Genomic DNA, 17,871 nt, shown 5'->3' on the forward strand with positions numbered 1-17,871 from the left:
GGCTCCATAGCGGATCAGGCGTGGGGGTTGCCGCCCGCGATAGGCCGCCGCGTCCCTCGCCCAGCCCGCGATAAGTGCAGGGTTCTCCGGGACCCGCGCCCGGTTGTTGTACTCGGCCTCATAGTCGACCGGCGCACTCACGCCTGGAGTGCGCGCTTCTGCGCAGCCTTTCGCGCCGAGCCCTTGGTTTTGGCCAGCAGCCGCATCAATTCGCGAACGTCTTTCGGCGAAAGGTCCGAAAATATATCCGATATCCAGAGCTGATGCTCCGCCGCCATCCGGCGAAACTCGGCGCGGCCGGCCTTGGTCAAGCGGATCACCTGGACGCGCCGGTCGGTGTCGGAGGTGCGCCGGTCGAGGTGGCCGGATTCGACCAGCCGCTCCACCAGCCCGGTGACGTTGCCATTCGAAACCATCATCCGCTTCGAGACATCCGACAGAGTCATGCCGTCAGGAACCGTGTCGAGTTGGGCCATCGGATCGAAGCGCGGCAGGGTGACATCGAACCGCTCGCGCAGCCGTCCGCGCACCTCGCCCTCGATCAGGGTCGTGCAGGTCAAGAGGCGCAGCCACAGTCTGAGTTCGTCGCCGTGATCTTCCGGAAGCTCGACCGCCTTGGTCTCGGAATCAAGGATCATGATGTGATCTTGTCTCTTTTTTTGCCTGCCCGGCGACGCGCGCCGGAAGCGAACGGCTGCGGCGCCTGTGGCAATTGTTACATTTCTTTAGGCTTCAAGCAATTGGCGCGCGGCTTGCATGGTTTGTCATGCATGGCCTCAACCTGTCGCAACCCTGCTTGCGGCAAGGGCCATCATCGGAATAGGCTTGGACGAATGGGCTTGGACCAGCAAGAACTGGATCCGGTTTGGCGTGGGTTTCGGCGGCGCGAACGTCGCCGATCAAGGAGAGTTCATGAAACAGCATTTGAAGTTGGCCGGACTGTCGGTCCTGTTGAGCGTTGCAGCCGGTCAAGCCGTCGCGCAGGAAAAACTCAGGATCGGCGTGATCGTGACGCTGTCAGGTCCGCCGGCGGCACTCGGCCAGCAGGTCCGCGACGGTTTCACGCTCGCGGTCAAGGATCTCGGCGGCAAGATGTCCGGCCGGGATGTCGAGGTGATAGCGGTCGACGACGAACTCAAACCGGATGGCGCCGTCACCAAGGTGAAGGGCCTGCTCGAACGCGACAAGGTCGACTTCGTCGTGGGACCGATTTTCTCCAACATCCTGCAGGCGATCCACAAGCCGGTGACAGACACCAAGACGTTCCTGATCAGCCCGAACGCCGGCCCCTCCAGCTTTGCCGGCAAGAACTGCAGCCCATTCTTCTACGCCACCTCCTATCAGAACGACCAGGTGCACGAGGTTCTCGGCAAGGTTGCCCAGGATCGCGGCTACAAGCGCGTCTACATCATGGTGCCGAACTATCAGGCCGGCAAGGATTCCGTCGCCGGGTTCAAGCTCGACTACAAGGGAGAAATCGTCGAGGAGTCCTATCTGCCGCTCAACACCCTGGATTTTCAGGTCGAGCTCTCCAAGATTGCGTCGCTGAAGCCCGACGCCGTGTTCACTTTCATGCCGGGCGGCATGGGCGTGACATTGGTGAGGCAATACAGGCAGGCCGGCCTCGCCGACAAGATTCCGGTGCTCTCGGCGTTCACGGTGGACGAGTCGACGCTGCCGGCGCAGCAGGACGCCGCGGTCGGCATGTTCGGCGGCTCGAACTGGGCGCCCAATCTCGACAATCCGCAGAACAAGAAATTCGTCGCCGGCTTTGAGGCCGCCTACAACATGGTGCCCGGCACCTATGCCATGCAGGCCTATGATACCGCCATGCTGATCGACAGCGCCGTCAAGGCGGTCAAGGGCGATCTTTCCAACAAGGAAGCCGTCTCGGCCGCGTTGAGGAAGGCCGACTTCACCTCGCTGCGCGGAAGTTTCAAGTTCAATACCAACGGTTACCCGATCCAGAACTTCTACCTCACGAAGGTCGCCAAACGGCCGGACGGAAAATTCCAGACCGAAATCTCCGAGAAGGTGTTCGAGAATTATGGCGACCGCTACGCCAAGGATTGCGCGCCGGCCAAATAGGCGGCCGAAAGCAATAATGATTTGGGAGGAAACAACACGATGACAAGCGAGATCACCGGCATCACCCGGGCCAACGAGGGCATGCAGGGCATTTCATGGAATATTCTCGGCCAGACCTATGTGCCGAAGAACCGCACCGAGCACAGTTTCTCGTGGCACGCGACGTTGCCGCCGGGCACCTTCGTGCCGCCGCATATCCATCCGGACCAGGACGAATATCTCTACATGCTGGAAGGCAAGCTCGATTTCATGCTCGGCGGCGGCGAGGCTCAGGCCACCGCCGGCGACTTGATAAGGCTCGGCATGGGCGTTCCCCACGGTATCTTCAACAAATCAGATCAAACCGCGAAAGTCCTGTTCTGGGTATCGCCGACCCGGAAACTCTACGACCTGTTCTGGGGGCTCCACAACATGAAGGAGCAGAAGCCGGAAGACGTCGTGGCGATGGCCGCGGAATACAACATCCACTTCCTGCCGCCGCCGCCGGGCGCGTGAGGGACGCCGCTGTTGCCGTCTTCCCTGCGTAACGGCTTCGCCGTTATCGCTGGAGGTGCGAGCCTGTTCGGCGAGCCGCGAAGGATGACTGACGACGGTACAAGCGGCTATCCTTCGCGGCGCGCGAAGAGCGCGCGCACCTCAGGATGACGTCTGTGTACGCGGCTGGCCTACGCCCTCACCGCCGCCAGTCCCGGCACCGCCGCAAAACCGGCCTTGCTGGCATAGCCGCGCACGATGGCCTCGCGCTGGGAGTAGCTCAGCACCTTGTCGATATCGTCAAAACCATCGGGCGCCAGTTGTTCGACGGCGTCGATCACGCCTTCCGGTCCACCGCGGCGGTTGGCGCGCACGATGTCGGCCGTCATCGGCAATCGTTTCTGCTCGTACGCCAGCAGCGCCTGCCGCGGATGCTCCGAGCGCGCCAGTGCGTCGGCGAGACACCGCGCGTCGAGAATGGCCTGCGAGGCGCCGTTCGAACCCACGGGATACATCGGATGCGCGGCGTCCCCGAGCAGCGTGACGCGGCCGCTGGACCAACAGGACAGCGGGTCCCGATCGCAGCATGGATATTCGTAGAACTCCGGTGTCGCCGCGATCAGGTTCGGCACCGCGACATGCGGCACCGAGAACCGCGCGACATGCGGCATCAGTTCCTCACGCTTGCCGGGCCGCGACCAGTCCTCGCGGCGCGGCGGCGAGGTGTTGCCTTCACCGACCTTCACCAGCACCGCCCAGTTGGTCAGCCGGCTCGCCGGGCTCGATCCCTCCGCGATCGGATAGACCACGACCTTGGCGTTCAGGCCGCCGGCGACAATCATCGATCGACCGTCCAGAAACACCGGCCAGTCGCGCGCGCCACGCCACAGCATCAGCCCGTTCCAGCAAGGCGGCCCTTCCGCGGGAAACAGCGTCTCGCGCACCCGCGAATGAATGCCGTCGGCGCCGACCAGAATATCGCCGCGAACGGTTCTGGTATGCGCACCGGTGCGATCGAAGAAATACGCGGTCACGCCGCCCTCGTCCTGGGTGAAGGCTCCCAGCCTGCAACCGGTGTGGATGGCATCATGGCCGAGCCGCTCCTCGACGGCGCGGTGGATCACGCTCTGCAGCCGGCCGCGGTGAATCGAGAACTGCGGGACGTCGTGGCCGGCATCGATGCCGCGGGATTCGCGCCAGACTTCCTGGCCATGACGATTGAGATAATAGAGATCGTGGGTGCGGATCGCGACGTCATCGAGCGCCTGCAGCAGGCCTAGCCCGGCGAGTTCGCGGATCGCATGCGGCAGGGTGTTGATGCCGACGCCGAGTTCGCGGATCGAGTCCGATTGCTCGAACAGCTCGCAGCCGATGCCGCGGGCCTGTAACATCAGCGCGGTGGTAAGGCCGCCAATACCGCCGCCGACGATAATTGCCTTCATCGCCCTACTCCACTGAAACCGAAACGCCTTGCGAAGGCCCTGAGCCTCGCATGCAGGGTCACTCTGCCGCAAGCGGCTTTGTCGCCTCCGCTTTCAGCTCGGCCCGGGTCTTCGGCTTAGCCTTAATTTTCAGATCGTCGAAATCCTGCCTGTCACGCACGCTATTGCGGAAAATCTGCTCCTTGCCGGGCAGATATTGCGGCGGGCACGAAATCTCCGCGCCATACCAGGCCGCCGCCTTCAGCGTAAACGAGGAGTCGATCAGATGGGGGCGCCCGAGCGCCACCAGATCGGCGCGGCCCGCCGCCAGGATGGTATTGATCTGGTCCGGCGTGGTGATGTTGCCGACGCACATGGTGGCGACGCGGGCCTCGTTGCGGACCTGCTCGGAGAACGGCGTCTGGAACATGCGGCCATAGATCGGCTGGGCGTCGCGCACGGTCTGTCCGGTGGAGACGTCGATCAGATCGACGCCGGCTTGCGCGAAAGCGCGCGCGATCTCGACCGCATCGTCGCCGGTGATGCCGCCTTCCGCCCAGTCGGTAGCGGAGATGCGCACCGACATCGGCTTCTGCGCCGGCCACGCCGCCCGCAACGCCTCGAACACCTCAAGCGGAAAGCGCAGCCGATTTTCCAGCGAGCCGCCATAGGTGTCGCTACGCTGGTTGGTCAGCGGCGAGATGAAGCTCGCCAGCAGGTAGCCATGCGCGCAATGCAGCTCCAGCATGTCGAAGCCGCAGCGTTCGCCGCGTTCGGCAGCCTGGACGAAAGCCGCCTTGACCGCATCCATATCGGCGCGGTCCACCTCGCGCGGCACCTGGCTGTCCGGAAAATACGGGACCGGCGACGCCGACACGGTATCCCATGCGCCTTGTTCCAGCGGCCGGTCCATGCCGTCCCACATCAGTTTGGTCGCGCCCTTGCGACCGGCATGGCCGAGCTGCAGCGCGATCTTCGCACCGGAATTGGCATGGACGAAATCGACGATACGCCGCCACGCGGCCTCCTGCTCGTCGCTCCACAGACCGGCGCAACCGGGCGTAATGCGGGCATCGCGGGAGACACAGGTCATTTCGGTAAAGATCAGCCCGGCGCCGCCGATCGCGCGTGAGCCGTAATGCACCAGATGGAAATCGCCGGGCACGCCCTCCCTGGCGGAATACATGCACATCGGCGACACCACCGCGCGGTTGGCGATCTCCATTTCGCGCAGCCGCAGCGGCTGGAACATCGGCACCGCCGGTTTGTCGACATCGACGGCAAAACCATTGGCGCGAACCTGTCTTGCGAACGCCTTGTCGACCTCGGTGACAAAACCGGGCGCGCGCAGGGTGAGGTTGTCATAGGTGATCGCCTTGGCGCGCGTCATGACGCCGAAGGCGAACTGCACGGGATCGAAATCCCAGAAGCGGTCGACGTGTTCGAACCAGACCAGCGACACGTCGGCGGCGTGTTGGGTCTTTTCGACCTCCTCGCGGCGGCCTGTTTCGTAACCCTGCAGCGCGGCCTCGACCGTCGGCGCGCGGTGCATGGCGTCTGCCAGCGCAATCGCGTCTTCCATCGCGAGCTTGGTGCCGGAGCCGATCGAGAAATGCGCGGTCGCCTTGGCGTCGCCCAGCAGCACCATCTTGTCCCTGACCCAACGCTTGCTGCGGATCATCGGAAAATTGCGCCACATCGAGCGATTGATCAGCAGCGGATGCCCTTCGAGGAACCAGCCGAAGATCTCCGCCATCCGGTCGGCGGATTGTTGCTCGCTCAGGCCCTCGAGCCCGGCGCGCTGGAACGTCGCGGGATCGGTCTCGAAGATCCAGGTCGAACGTCCCGTTTCATACTGGTAGGCGTGGGCGATGAAAGGGCCCCACTCGGTCTCCTGAAAGATGAACGTGAAAGCGTCGAGCGGGCGGGTCGAGCCCATCCAGGCGAACTTGTTGGAGCGCAGGTCCACCTCGGGCTGAAAGTGTTCGATATACTTCTCGCGAAAGCGGCTGTTGATGCCATCGGCCACCACTACCAGATCGGCATCGGCAAAGCGGGCTTCATCCTCGACATCGGCTTCGAACAGCAAGATGACGCCGAGTTCGCGGGCCCGCTCCTGCAGAATCAGAAGCAGCGTGCGGCGCGAACAGCCGCAGAAACCGTTGCCGCCGACCCGGTGCACCGTGCCGCGAAAGTGCACGGCGATGTCGTCCCAATAGGCGAATTGCTCGGTGATGCGGCGGTAGCTCGGGGCATCGTACTTTTCGAAATTGTCGAGCGTCGCATCGGAGAACACCACGCCGAAGCCGAAGGTGTCGTCGGCGCGGTTGCGCTCATGGACCGTGATCTCGGCCTCCGGCCGCTGCTTCTTGAGCAGGATCGCCGCATAGAGGCCGGCCGGTCCGCCACCGATGATTGCGATCTTCATGAGACGCCTCCGCTCAATTCCCCTGAAACACCGGCTTCGCCTTGTTGGAAAACGCCTCGAAGGCCCGGGCGAAATCCTCGGTCGTCATGCACAGCGCCTGCGCCACCGCCTCGGCTTCGATCGCCTCCTCCACCGACATCGCCCATTCCATCGCCAGCATGCGCTTGGTCATGGTGTTGGCGAAGGTCGGACCCTCCGTGATCTGCCTGGCCAGCAGCTGCGCCTGCGTCAGCACCTCGGCCGGCGCCACGATACGGCTGAAGAAGCCCCAGCGCTCGCCTTCCTCCGCGGTCATGAAGCGGCCGGTGTACAGCAGCTCCGAGGCGCGCGATTGCCCGATGATGCGGGGCAGGATCGCACAGGCGCCCATGTCGCAGCCGGCGAGGCCGACCTTGTTGAACAGGAATGCGACCTTGGCGCCGGTGGCGGCCAGACGCAGGTCGGACGCCATCGCGACGATCGCGCCTGCACCGGCGCAGATGCCTTCGACCGCCGCGATGACCGGCTGCGGACAGGCCCGCATCGCCTTGACGAGATCGCCGGTCATGCGGGTAAAGGCGGTGAGGCCCTTGGTATCCATCTTGACCAGCGGGCCGATGATCTCGAACACATCGCCGCCGGACGAAAAATTGCCACCGGCCCCTGACACCACGATGGTCTTGACGTCATCATCCATGGCGCAGGCGCGGAAAAAATCGGTCAGTTCGCGGTAGCTCTCGAACGTCAGCGGGTTTTTCCGCTCGGGACGATTCAGCGTCACCGTGGCGACGCCGTCCGTCACTCCAAGCAGAAAGTGCTTTGGCGCGTACTGCGCCAGAGGCAGCGTGACGGGATTGGCTGGGGTATTCATGGGTTCTCCCTGTTCTCTTGCCGTTGCTAAGGTTCGTCATTGCGAGGAGCCCTTGCGACGAAGCAATCCATCTTTCTTGTCACACGAAGTAAGATGGATTGCTTCGCTTCTCTCGCAATGACGGTATCGGGATTAGCTCAAACCTCTCCGCCCGCAACCGCGATAGCCTGTCCGGTGACCGCGCTCGATCCCTCGCCGCACAGCCAAAGTACGGTGTCGGCGACTTCCGCCGGCGTCACCAGACGGCCCTGCGGATTGTGTTTGGCAAGTTCTGATATCGCCTGCTCGCGGCTGCGGCCGGTCTTCTTCATGATGTTGTCGATGCTTCCGGCAACGAGGTCGGTATCGGTGAACCCGGGACACACCGCATTGACCGTCACGCGCGTTGCCGCAAGTTCCCGCGCCAGCGAGCGCACGAGGCCGATTACCGCATGTTTTGCCGCGCTATAGGCGCTGACATAGGCATAACCCTTGAGACCCGCGGTCGACGCCACGGCGACGATCCGCCCGTAAGGCCGGCCCTTCATCGACGGCAACGCGGCCTGAATGGTGTGAACCACCCCCATGAAGTTGATGTCCATCATCCGCTGAAACAGCGCCACATCGGACTTGCCGAACGGCGCGGATTCCGCGCTGCCGGCGTTGGCGATCAGGATATCGATCGGCTGCCGGGCCGCGGCCTCCGCAATGGCGGCGCAGACGGCGGCCTGGTCCGCGACGTCGGCAACCCCGGCGAAATGCGCGGCGCCGGCGGCAATGGCCTCATCCAGCGTCGCGCGATTGCGGCCGAGCACGGTGACAGTCGCGCCTGCATGAGCCAGAGCTGACGCGATCTCCCGCCCGATACCGCGTCCGCCCCCGGTGACGAGCGCATGCGGGGAATGCGGCAATCCAGACATCAGCGGTCTCCCCGGAACGATTGTTCGACGTGCCTTTTCCGATATATTTTAAACTTCAAGCTTTTGCAAGAAACCGCGGCCCGATAAGCTTGACAGGGCGGGCCCCGCAGGTAGCGTCGGTCAACCGCATGCGCGCCTGCTGGCATCGGCAGGCTCCACAATACCGGAGGTCCGGCTTGCCCGATTCTGCGCCCATGAAAACCGGCGATGGCCGCTTCGGCTATCAGGCGGCCGGCGATACGGCTTCGCCGCCGCTGGTGTTCCTGCATGGAATCGGCGGCGCGGCGCGGGCGTGGCGCGGCCAGATCGAGGCCTTCAGCGCTCGATATCGCGCCATCGCCTGGGACATGCCGGGCTATGGCGGCTCGGCGCCGCTGACCACCGTCAGCATCGCCTCCCTTGCCGACGCCTTGCGCGATTTCCTGCGGCAGACCGGCGCCACAAGGCCCATCCTGGTCGGACATTCGATCGGCGGCATGATCGTCCAGCAGTTGCTGGCGACCGGCCCAGAGATCGCCAGCGCCGTGGTACTGGCGCAGACCAGCCCCGCTTTCGGCAAGCCCGACGGCGGCTGGCAGAAATCCTTCATCGACGCCCGGCTCGGCCCGCTCGATCGCGGCGAAACCATGGTTTCGCTGGCGCCGAACCTGGTCAGGGAATTGGTCGGCGACGATCCCGACGCCAATGGCATGACGCTGGCGCGCGAGTGCATGGCCGCCGTGCCCGAGGCGACCTATCGCGCCACCATGCTGGCGCTGCTGGGGTTCGATCAGCGCAACGCGCTGAAGAATATCGCGGTCCCGACGCTGGTGCTGTCGGGCTCGAAGGACAACAATGCGCCGGCGCCGATGATGGCGAAGATGGCGACCTATATTCCCGGCGCCAAATACGTCGAGCTCGAAGGCGTCGGCCACCTCGCCAATCTGGAGCGGCCCGCCGCGTTCAACGCCGCGCTCGATCAATTCCTCAGGGCTCATGTGGCTGCAACCCAAGTGACGGCATGATGACGGTACAGGTCAACAAGACTGTGGGAACAATCGACGGGGTAGTTCTGGACGCGCCGATCTTCGATCCGCACGCGTTCCGCCTCAACGACGAACAGGCCGAAATCATCGCGCGCGCGCGCCAGCTCGGCCAGGCGGTGTTCGCGGGCCGCGCCGCGGCCTATGACCGCGAAGCGAAATTCCCGACCGAGAATTACCGCGACCTGCACCACGCCGGCCTGCTCGGCATCGCCATCCCCAGAAGGCACGGCGGCCTCGGCGCGGACTACCAGACCTATGCGCTGGCCGCCGCCGAGATCGGCCGCTATTGCGGCGCCACCGCGCTGACCTGGAACATGCATGTCTGCTCGACGCTGTGGTCCGGCCCGCTGGCCGACGATCTCGACATGGACGCCGCTACCCGCGACGAGCACGAGCAGCGTCGCGCCGTGCACTACAAGCGCATCGTCGGCGACGGCGCGATCTATTCGCAGCCGTTTTCGGAAGGCGGCGCGGCTGCGGCCGGCGGCGTCGCATTCGGCACCGAGGCGAAGCCGGTCGAGGGCGGCTGGCTCGTCAACGGCAAGAAGATCTTTGCCTCGCTGGCGGGCCATGCCGATTATTACGGCGTGCTCTGTACCGAGATCGCCGAGGGCGAGAAGGCCTCGCGCCGCAACACGCTCTATCTCGCCCTGCCCGCCGGGGCGCAGGGCATATCGGTGGTCGGGGACTGGGATCCGCTCGGCATGCGCGGCACGGTATCGCGCACGCTGCTGTTCAAGGACGTGTTCGTGCCTGACGATGCGGCGCTGATGCCGCGCGGGGTGTATTTTCAGGCGGCGATGCGCTGGCCGCACATGTTCCTGACACTGTCGCCGACCTATATGGGCCTCGCGCAGGCCGCCTACGATTTCACCGTGCGCTATCTGCGCGGCGAGATGCCGGGCACGCCGCCGGTCAAGCGGCGGATGTATCCGACCAAGCAGATCGCGGTGGCGCAGATGCAGATCAAGCTGGAGCAGATCAAGGCGATCTGGTTTCAGGCGGTCACCGAGGCCGGTCCCAATCCGGGCAAGGAACAGGTGCTGCGCGCCTACGCCGCGCAATATTCCGTCATGGAAGGTGCCAACGAGATCGCGACGCTGGCCATCCGCACCTGCGGCGGTCAGGCGATGCTGAAATCGCTGCCGCTGGAGCGGATCTATCGCGACAGTCGCTGCGGCTCGCTGATGCTGCCCTGGACCGCCGAACTCTGCCTCGATCGCATCGGCCGCGAAGCGCTGTACGAGACCGGCGAGACGGACGACTAGTTCGCAATGGACCTCTCCGATCTCATTGAACGAAACGCGGCATTCACGCCCGACAAGCCCGCGACCATCTTCGAGGGCGACGTTCTCAGCTACGCGGCGCTCAGCGCCCGCATCGAACAGACGGCGCGCGCGCTGAAGGCCGAATTCGGAGTCAACCGCGGCGACCGGATCGCGATCCTCAGCCTGAACCGGCCGGACTACCTGGTGCTGCTCTATGCCTGCGCGCGGCTCGGCGCCATGCTGGTGCCGCTGAACTGGCGGCTCGCGGTGGCCGAGCAATTGTTCATCCTGTCGGACGCCTCGATCAAGCTGCTGGTGCTGGAACAAGCCTTTGCGGGGGTGTTGCCCGCGCTGGAGCATTCCTTGCCAGAGGCCAGCGTCGTCGGGCTGGATTTCGCGCCGCCGTCGGGAATCGCGTTCGATGCGCTGCTGGCACGGGCGCATGGCGACGGCCGCAATCCCCACACCGATCTCACCTGCCCGCTGCTGATCGTCTACACCTCCGGCACCACGGGACGGCCGAAGGGCGCGGTGCTGCGGCAGGAGGCGCTGCTGTGGAACGGGATGATGAGCCAGCACATGCATGGCCTCACCTCCGACGATCACGTGCTGACGGTGCTGCCGTTCTTCCATGTCGGCGGCCTCAATATCCAGACCACGCCGGCGCTGCACATCGGCGCCTCCGTGACCATCCACTCGCGCTTCACGCCGGACACAACCCTCACCGCCTTCGAGCGCGACCGCCCCACCCTGACGGTGCTGGTGCCGGCGATCATCCAGGCGGCGACCGAGCATCCGGACTGGGCCACCACCGACCTGTCGTCGCTGAAGGCGATCTCGACCGGATCGACCATCGTGCCGCCGCATCTGATCGAGCGTTTTGTCAATCGCGGGGTGCCAGTGCTGCAGGTCTATGGCTCCACCGAAACCTGCCCGGTCGCGGTCTATACCAGGCTCGGCAGCGATCTTTCGCGGGTCGGCTCCACGGGCCTGCCCGGCCTGTGCTGCGAAGCCATTATCATCGACGACGCCGGCGCCGAACTGCCGCCGGGGATACCAGGCGAAATCGCGGTGCGCGGCCCCAACGTGTTCTACGAATACTGGGGCAACCAGCAAGCCACGCGCGAGGCGCTGCACGACGGCTGGTACCGCACCGGCGATATCGGATTGCGCGATGCCGACGGCTACTTCTTCGTGCACGACCGCAAGAAGAACCTGATCATTTCCGGCGGCGAGAACATCTATCCGGCGGAGGTCGAGCGCGTGCTGCTGGAACATCCCGATGTCGTCGAGTGCGGCGTGATCGGCCGGCCCGATGTCCGATGGGACGAGGTGCCGGTGGCCTATGTGATCCGGCGGACCGGGTGTTCGGTCCAGGCGGATGATTTGAAGGCGCATGTGCTGACTCAGCTCGCCCGTTTCAAGGTGCCGCGCGATATCGTATTCGTCGACGATTTGCCGCGCACCGCTTTGGGCAAGGTGCAGCATTTCATGCTGCGCCGGCTCGACATGCCCCAATCCTCGCAAGGAGATGCCCTTTGAAGATCGCGGTACTCGGCGGCGGCAATGGCTCCTTTGCGGCCGCCGGCGATTTTGCGCTGCAGGGCCATGACGTCAGGCTGTGGCGGCGCGATCCGGCACTGGTCGCGCAGCATCTCGCGGCGGGCTCCCGCATCATCGTCAAGGACTCTAACGGCCGGCACGATGTGCAGCTGGCGCTGGTGACGACCGACATCGCCGAGGTCGTTGATGGCGCCGAGCTGATCCTGTGTCCTGCCCCGGCCTTCGCGCAGCCCGACATCGCGCAGTTGCTCGCGCCGCATCTGACCGATGGCCAAATCGTGTTCCTGCCGCCGGCCACCTTCGGCTCCATGATCTTCGCCAAGGCTGCGCACGACGCCGGCAATCTCGCGCGCGTCAGTTTTGCCGAGACCGGCACGCTGCCATGGCTGACCCGCAAGCACGGCCCGTTCGAGGTCGCCATCACCATCCGTGCCAAGCGGCTGCCGGTCGGCGTGTTTCCGCTCGATACCGCCCCTCATGCGCTCGATGTGATCGGCCACGCCTTTCCCGGCGTGATCGAGCCCTGCGGCGACGCACTGTCGGGCGCGCTGATGAATGCCGGGCCGATCATCCATCCGCCGCTGATCGTGATGAATGCCGGCCCGCTCGAGCATTTTGAAAAATGGGACATTCACAAGGAGGGCACGCAGGCTGCAATCCGCCGCGTCACCGACGCGCTCGATGCCGAACGCATCGCGGTGCGCGAAGCTCTTGGCTATGGCGGGCCGCATTTTCCGCTGGCAAATCACTACGCCAGCGAGGGCGAGCAGTGGATGTATGGCCGCGGCTCGCATGACCGCCTGACCGATTCCGGCGACTGGCGCGAGCGCATTGTGCTGACCGAGCACCGCTATATGCGGGAGGATCTGCGGCTCGGCCTGTCGCTGCTCGTCTCCGTCGCGGAACTGGTGGGAGTCGCAACGCCGCTGGCATTCTCGTTTCTCGCTATCGGCGGCGCAATCTGCGGCGAGGATTTTCTGGAAGGCGGACGCACCCTGGCGACCCTCGGCCTCGGCCACCTCGATCGCGCCGAGTTACAGGCGCTGCTGCGCGAGGGATTTTGAGCGATGACCGCTGCCCGCCCCACCATCGCCTGTCTCGGCGCCGGCCGCATGGGCCGCGGTATCGCGGTGGCGTTCGCCTATGCCGGCCACGCCGTCATCATGATCGACGTCAAGGCGCGTTCGGCTGAACAGTTTTCGACGCTCGAAGCCGAGGCGCGCGGCGAGGTCGGCAAGACGCTGGCGAGCCTGGCACGGTTCGGCTTGCTTGACAGCAATGACGCCGGGGCCATCTTCGCGCGGGTTTCCGTGGTGCCGGCACACGACATGGCTGCCGCGCTGGCCGACGCGGGCCTCGTGTTCGAAGGCGTGCCCGAAGTGGTCGAGCTCAAGCGCGAGGTGCTGGCGGCAGCCTCCAGATGCGTCGCGCCGGAGATCGTCATCGCCTCGACCACGTCGACGATTTTGGTCGACGATCTCTCCAGCGCCGTCGAAAATCCGGAACGCTTTCTCAACGTCCACTGGCTCAACCCGGCCTATCTGATTCCGCTGGTCGAGATATCGCCGGGGGCTTCCACCGATCCGGATGTCGTCGCGCGGGTGAAGACGTTGCTCGAGGGCATCGGCAAGGTGCCGGTGGTGTGCGCGGCGACACCCGGCTTCATCGTGCCGCGGATCCAGGCGCTGGCGATGAACGAGGCGGCGCGGATGGTGGAGGAAGGCGTCGCCAGCGCCGAGGATATCGACAAGGCGATCCGCTACGGCTTCGGTTTCCGCTACGCGGTGCTCGGCCTGCTGGAGTTCATCGACTGGGGCGGCGGCGACATTCTCTATTACGCCAGCCGCTATCTCGAAGGCGCGCTGCACAGCGACCGCTACCGCGCCCCCGACGTGATCGCCACCAACATGCGCGACGGCCGCATCGGCATGCGCACCGGCGCCGGCTTCCTGGATTATTCCGGCCTCGACGTCGATGCCTATCGCGAGAAGCGCCTCGCGCAGATGGTCGAGTTGCTCAGGCATTTTGGACTGGCGCGGCCGCCCGTCCTTGATCGGGACTAAAGCGCCCTGACCATGTTGACGGCGCCGGCATAAAATATCGAAAACAACCCCATGCAATGGCAGCGAGCGGCCGTTTTACCCTATCCAAATACCTCCTGCAGCACCCCTTCCCTGACCACAGCGACGCCGTCGAGTTCGATCGTCGTGCCCATCATCGGCAAATCGAAATGCCCGGACGTGTAGCGGCCGGCGAATTCGTTGGCGCCGGTGGAGAACAGGAAGTTGCCGGAGACGGCGCGCAGCTCGGTGCCATTGGTGTCGTTCTTGTCGTACATGGTCAGCGCTTCGTAGCGCGCGCCGGGGTTCATACCCCAGCCGACATGCGACACCGCATAGGCCTCACGGTCGCCCCAGGCCGCGAGATAGGACCGCATCATCGCAGCGTCCGCGCCCTCGCCTTCGAGGTCGGTGACGTAGTCGTCCTTCAGCGTCATCTTGATCGGCGTCGCCAGATAGCGCTTGAAAGTGAGATTGATGTCGCCGGGCGCCATCACGATGGTGCCGTTGACGGACTTGCTCTTGGGGAAGCTGACGACGATGCCGCCCGGCCAATGCGCCAGCGTGCCCGGCCGGTCGGTCCAGCCCCAGACGCCGGCCGTCTGGGCGCCGACCATGTCGACGTCGAGCTCGGTGCCCGCCTTCGAGGTCACGCGCATCCGCTTGGTCCCGCGCAGCATTTTCACGGCGGCGCGCACGCGTTTCTCCAGCGCGGTATCAGGCACCATGCGTTCAAGCGCTTCCGGATGCTCGTTGGAGATATTGAGAATGCGCGCGCCGGCTTTCAGAATTTCCGGCGTTTCCACCGCATGCATCAGCCCTTCGATGGTGCAGTCGACCACGAAACCCGCCTGCTGCAGCGCGCTGACGACAGGGCCGAGCTTCTGAATGGCGATGCTGGCGCCGGTGGAGCGGACCGGAACCACCTCGCGGTTGCGCGGCGTCGGCACCACGATGTGAAACGGCTTTGCGCCCATCCGCAGCAGCGCGAGTTCGGCGAGGTGAACGTTGAGCGCGCGCGACTGGGTTTCCGACAGGATCGCCGCGGTGTCGCCCGGCTTGACCGCGCAGCGCTCGAAAACCTCGCAGAACGCATCGATCCATTTAGCTTCTATGCGATCCGCCAACATAGCCATCTCCACTTCAGGAATTGCATCAGACTTCGGGAAAGCCGCGCAGCAGATAAGACCTCAACCCCTGCAGCAGGCCATTGAGGATCAGCCCCAGCAGCGAGATTGTAATCAGCGGCACGAACATGTCGACCGCCTGGAAGGTCCGCGCCGCCTTCACCAGCATGTGGCCGAGGCCGTCGGTCGACGAGATCATTTCGGCGAGAAACACCACGATGCAGGAAATCACGAGGCCAATGCGGCAGCCCGTCAGGATCGACGGCACCGCGGCCGGGAGTACCACCTTGAACAGGATCTGGCGGCGCGGCGTGCCGGCCGCCATTGCCGACCAGATCAGCTTCTGCTCCACCATCGACGCACCGTAGTAGGTCGAGAGCAGGATTGGAAACAGCGCATCCGCGGCAACCAGCGTGATCTTGGACTCATGACCGAAGCCAAGCAGCAGCAGCAGCGCCGGGTACAGCGCGACCTTGGGCAACGGCGCCAGCACGCGCACGATCGGGCGCACCACGGCGTTGACAACAGGACTTGCCGCCGCCGCGAGCCCGATGCCGACGCCCAGGATCACCGCAATGGAAAATCCCGCGAACAGCCGGAACAGCGTCGAGGCGATCTCATGCTGAAACGTGCTGGTGAGGAGTTGTTGCGCCAGCCGCGTGAACACCATTCCGGGCGGCGGCAGCAGCGTCACCGGCGCGTAGCCGAACGACGAAATTCCCTGCCATACGGCGACCGCCAGCGCGATCGGTATGATTCCGAGCAGGACGTCCGATGTGAGCGCGCGGGCGTTCATGCGAAACTCAGGGGAATGTCGAAGCCGGGCTCGGACCACCGCACCAGCCGGCTGCGTAATTTCTCGAAGGCGGCATCGAGGCCGATCCCCATCGCGCCGATGATGATGATCATGGCGTAGACGGTGTCGTACTGCCCCATGTCGAGCGAGTTGAACAGGATGTTGCCGGCGCCGGACTGCCGCGCGATCATCTCCGAGGTGACCATGGTGATCAGCGCCAGCACGAGGCCGGTGCGGCAGCCCGTGAGAATTTCCGGCAAGGCCGCCGGCAGCACGATCCGGATCATCCGTTGCGGCGCCGAGAGGCCCATGGCAGCGCCCGACCACAGCATCTTCTCCTCGACCGCCCTTGCGCCCTGAAAGCTGTGATAGATCACGGGCAGGCTGACGCCGAGAAAGATCACCAGCATTTTGGCGAGATCGCCGACGCCGAGCCACAACATGATGATCGGCATCAGCGCCGCCTTCGGCACCGGATAGGTGATCATCAACAGCGGATTGAAGAACGACGCCACCAGGCGCGAGCGGCCCATCATCAACCCGAGCGGGACTGCGAACAGCAGCGCCGCGGCGAAGGCGATCGCCATGCGTCGCAGCGAATCCAGAATGTTGATCACGGATTCCCTGTCGCCGAGGATCAACGGCACCGCGCGGACCGCTTCGATCGCGGTCGGAAAACTCTCGGTATTCAGCATCAACGACCCGGCCTGCCAGATCGCGAGCAGGCCGAGGCAGGCCAGCAGTGGCGCCAGATGCGAGAGCGCGCGCGCCATCATGGCCGCAACCCGTCTTCGCTGGTGTCGTCGATCATGCGCTCGATCTCGACCACGTATTTCTGGTAGCGCGGATCGAGCAGCAATTCGGCACGGCGGCGCGGCCGCGGCAGCTCGATATCGATGATCTCCTTGATGCGGCCCGGCGCCCGCGTCATCACCACGACCTTGTCGGACAGGAACACCGCCTCATCGACCGAATGGGTGACGAACAGCACCGTCTTGCGGTCGCGTTCCCAGATGTTGAGCAGGTCGTTCTGCAGCCGGGTGCGGGTATGCGCATCCAGCGCGCCGAACGGTTCGTCCATCAACAGCACCGCAGGGTGATAGGCCAGCGTGCGCGCCAGCGCGACCCGCTGCTTCATGCCGCCGGACAACTCCTTGGGGTAGAAATTCTCAAAACCCTTGAGGCCGACCATCTCGATCAGCCGGCGGCTTTGCGCCTCGGCTTCCGCAGCCTTAACGCCCTGCTGGCGCGGGCCGTACATCACATTGCCGAGCACGGTCTTCCAGGGAAACAGCGCGAATTCCTGGAACACCGGGCCGCGATCCGGGCCCGGCCCGGTGATCGCCCTGCCCTTCACCCTCGCTTGGCCCTCGGTCGGGCTGACAAAACCGCCGACGATGTAAAGCAATGTCGACTTGCCGCAGCCGGAGGGGCCGAGGATCGAGACGAAGGCGCCATCCTCGATTGTCAGCGAGATATCGGACAACGCCAGATGGGCCTGACGGCCGGAGGTGCGAAAGGTCTGCGAGACATGATCGATCTCGATCATGGCGGACTCCGGCCCGCGCAGCGGCGCTGGTTCAGTCCGCAGATCCGGCCGCGATGGCACACCCTTCATTCCCGCTTTGCTTCCCGGCATCATTCCGTGAGTTTCCGGGCGACCATAGCGGAAACCGGCAGGGCTTGGCGATGCCGTTTTGGGGGCATGGGTTGGCCAGCCAGGAAGCAGCCTGCCTGGGGGGCTTAAACTGAAAAATCTTCAAATTCTGCAGGTTGGTCGACATCCGCGAGCCCGAGACTGGACAGCGAGAGTCCACGCTGCTTCGGATCGCCATGCAGCGATCCAATCTCGGGTCACTGGCCGCCGGCACG

At 64.6% G+C, this 17,871-nt stretch carries 16 protein-coding genes; 7 read left to right on the top strand and 9 right to left on the bottom strand.

Translation table 11 applies throughout. The features are described from left to right. Window positions 1–137: 137 nt before the first annotated feature. A complete protein-coding gene (locus tag Q8N40_RS01380; RefSeq protein ID WP_305710529.1) occupies window positions 138–638 on the bottom strand; it encodes a MarR family winged helix-turn-helix transcriptional regulator in 501 nt (166 codons plus the stop codon). A 274-nt stretch (window positions 639–912) separates the two neighbouring features. Here Q8N40_RS01380 and Q8N40_RS01385 point away from each other — a divergent pair, with 274 nt between their 5' ends. Beyond that, window positions 913–2,088, top strand: coding sequence for an ABC transporter substrate-binding protein (locus tag Q8N40_RS01385; protein WP_305710530.1), 1,176 nt, complete (start codon window positions 913–915; stop codon window positions 2,086–2,088). Between the two features lie 39 nt (window positions 2,089–2,127). Continuing rightward, on the top strand, window positions 2,128–2,583 hold the full coding sequence (locus Q8N40_RS01390) for a cupin domain-containing protein (RefSeq protein ID WP_305318802.1): 456 nt from the start codon (window positions 2,128–2,130) through the stop codon (window positions 2,581–2,583). A 170-nt stretch (window positions 2,584–2,753) separates the two neighbouring features. Here Q8N40_RS01390 and Q8N40_RS01395 read toward each other — a convergent pair whose 3' ends face one another. From Q8N40_RS01395 to Q8N40_RS01410, 4 genes are all read right to left on the bottom strand, one after another. Continuing rightward, on the bottom strand, window positions 2,754–4,004 hold the full coding sequence (locus Q8N40_RS01395; RefSeq protein WP_305318801.1) for a flavin-dependent oxidoreductase: 1,251 nt from the start codon (window positions 4,002–4,004) through the stop codon (window positions 2,754–2,756). A gap of 58 nt (window positions 4,005–4,062) precedes the next feature. Further along, on the bottom strand, window positions 4,063–6,411 hold the full coding sequence (locus Q8N40_RS01400; RefSeq protein ID WP_305710531.1) for a bifunctional salicylyl-CoA 5-hydroxylase/oxidoreductase: 2,349 nt from the start codon (window positions 6,409–6,411) through the stop codon (window positions 4,063–4,065). A gap of 13 nt (window positions 6,412–6,424) precedes the next feature. Continuing rightward, window positions 6,425–7,261: an enoyl-CoA hydratase family protein gene (locus Q8N40_RS01405; RefSeq protein WP_305321867.1), complete on the bottom strand. Its 837-nt coding sequence runs from the start codon at window positions 7,259–7,261 to the stop codon at window positions 6,425–6,427. A gap of 137 nt (window positions 7,262–7,398) precedes the next feature. Next, window positions 7,399–8,160: an SDR family NAD(P)-dependent oxidoreductase gene (locus Q8N40_RS01410; RefSeq protein WP_305710532.1), complete on the bottom strand. Its 762-nt coding sequence runs from the start codon at window positions 8,158–8,160 to the stop codon at window positions 7,399–7,401. A gap of 194 nt (window positions 8,161–8,354) precedes the next feature. On the opposite strand from Q8N40_RS01410, the gene Q8N40_RS01415 reads away from it, so the two are divergent. Genes Q8N40_RS01415 through Q8N40_RS01435 form a run of 5 tightly spaced genes read left to right on the top strand, consistent with a single transcriptional unit; the run spans window position 8,355 to window position 14,079 of the window. Next, entirely contained in the window at window positions 8,355–9,164 is an 810-nt protein-coding gene (locus Q8N40_RS01415; RefSeq protein ID WP_305321865.1) for an alpha/beta fold hydrolase, read from the top strand. Then, window positions 9,164–10,453 carry an acyl-CoA dehydrogenase family protein gene (locus Q8N40_RS01420; protein ID WP_305710548.1) on the top strand — a complete coding sequence of 430 codons (1,290 nt, stop codon included), beginning with the start codon at window positions 9,164–9,166 and terminating at the stop codon, window positions 10,451–10,453. Before Q8N40_RS01415 ends, Q8N40_RS01420 begins: the two co-directional genes overlap by 1 nt. A gap of 6 nt (window positions 10,454–10,459) precedes the next feature. Beyond that, window positions 10,460–11,995 (top strand): class I adenylate-forming enzyme family protein, encoded by a 1,536-nt coding sequence (locus Q8N40_RS01425; RefSeq protein WP_305710533.1) that lies wholly within the window; start codon window positions 10,460–10,462, stop codon window positions 11,993–11,995. Next, window positions 11,992–13,080 carry an NAD/NADP-dependent octopine/nopaline dehydrogenase family protein gene (locus Q8N40_RS01430; protein WP_305710534.1) on the top strand — a complete coding sequence of 363 codons (1,089 nt, stop codon included), beginning with the start codon at window positions 11,992–11,994 and terminating at the stop codon, window positions 13,078–13,080. Before Q8N40_RS01425 ends, Q8N40_RS01430 begins: the two co-directional genes overlap by 4 nt. A 48-nt stretch (window positions 13,081–13,128) precedes the next feature. Continuing rightward, window positions 13,129–14,079, top strand: a complete 951-nt coding sequence (locus Q8N40_RS01435) for a 3-hydroxybutyryl-CoA dehydrogenase (protein ID WP_370870775.1) — start codon at window positions 13,129–13,131, stop codon at window positions 14,077–14,079. A gap of 80 nt (window positions 14,080–14,159) precedes the next feature. Here Q8N40_RS01435 and Q8N40_RS01440 read toward each other — a convergent pair whose 3' ends face one another. The 4 genes from Q8N40_RS01440 to Q8N40_RS01455 are packed head-to-tail and all read right to left on the bottom strand — an operon-like array spanning window position 14,160 to window position 17,617. Beyond that, window positions 14,160–15,206 (bottom strand): peptidase M29, encoded by a 1,047-nt coding sequence (locus tag Q8N40_RS01440; protein WP_305318332.1) that lies wholly within the window; start codon window positions 15,204–15,206, stop codon window positions 14,160–14,162. Between the two features lie 25 nt (window positions 15,207–15,231). Next, window positions 15,232–15,999 (bottom strand): ABC transporter permease, encoded by a 768-nt coding sequence (locus Q8N40_RS01445; RefSeq protein ID WP_305710535.1) that lies wholly within the window; start codon window positions 15,997–15,999, stop codon window positions 15,232–15,234. Beyond that, on the bottom strand, window positions 15,996–16,772 hold the full coding sequence (locus Q8N40_RS01450) for an ABC transporter permease (RefSeq protein ID WP_371135587.1): 777 nt from the start codon (window positions 16,770–16,772) through the stop codon (window positions 15,996–15,998). The genes Q8N40_RS01445 and Q8N40_RS01450 overlap by 4 nt, the downstream gene beginning before the upstream one ends. After that, a complete protein-coding gene (locus Q8N40_RS01455) occupies window positions 16,772–17,617 on the bottom strand; it encodes an ABC transporter ATP-binding protein (protein ID WP_371135588.1) in 846 nt (281 codons plus the stop codon). The genes Q8N40_RS01450 and Q8N40_RS01455 overlap by 1 nt, the downstream gene beginning before the upstream one ends. Between the last annotated feature and the right edge of the window lie 254 nt (window positions 17,618–17,871).

It is taken from the genome of Bradyrhizobium sp., assembly GCF_030693485.1.
Classification (GTDB): Bacteria; Pseudomonadota; Alphaproteobacteria; order Rhizobiales; family Xanthobacteraceae; genus Bradyrhizobium.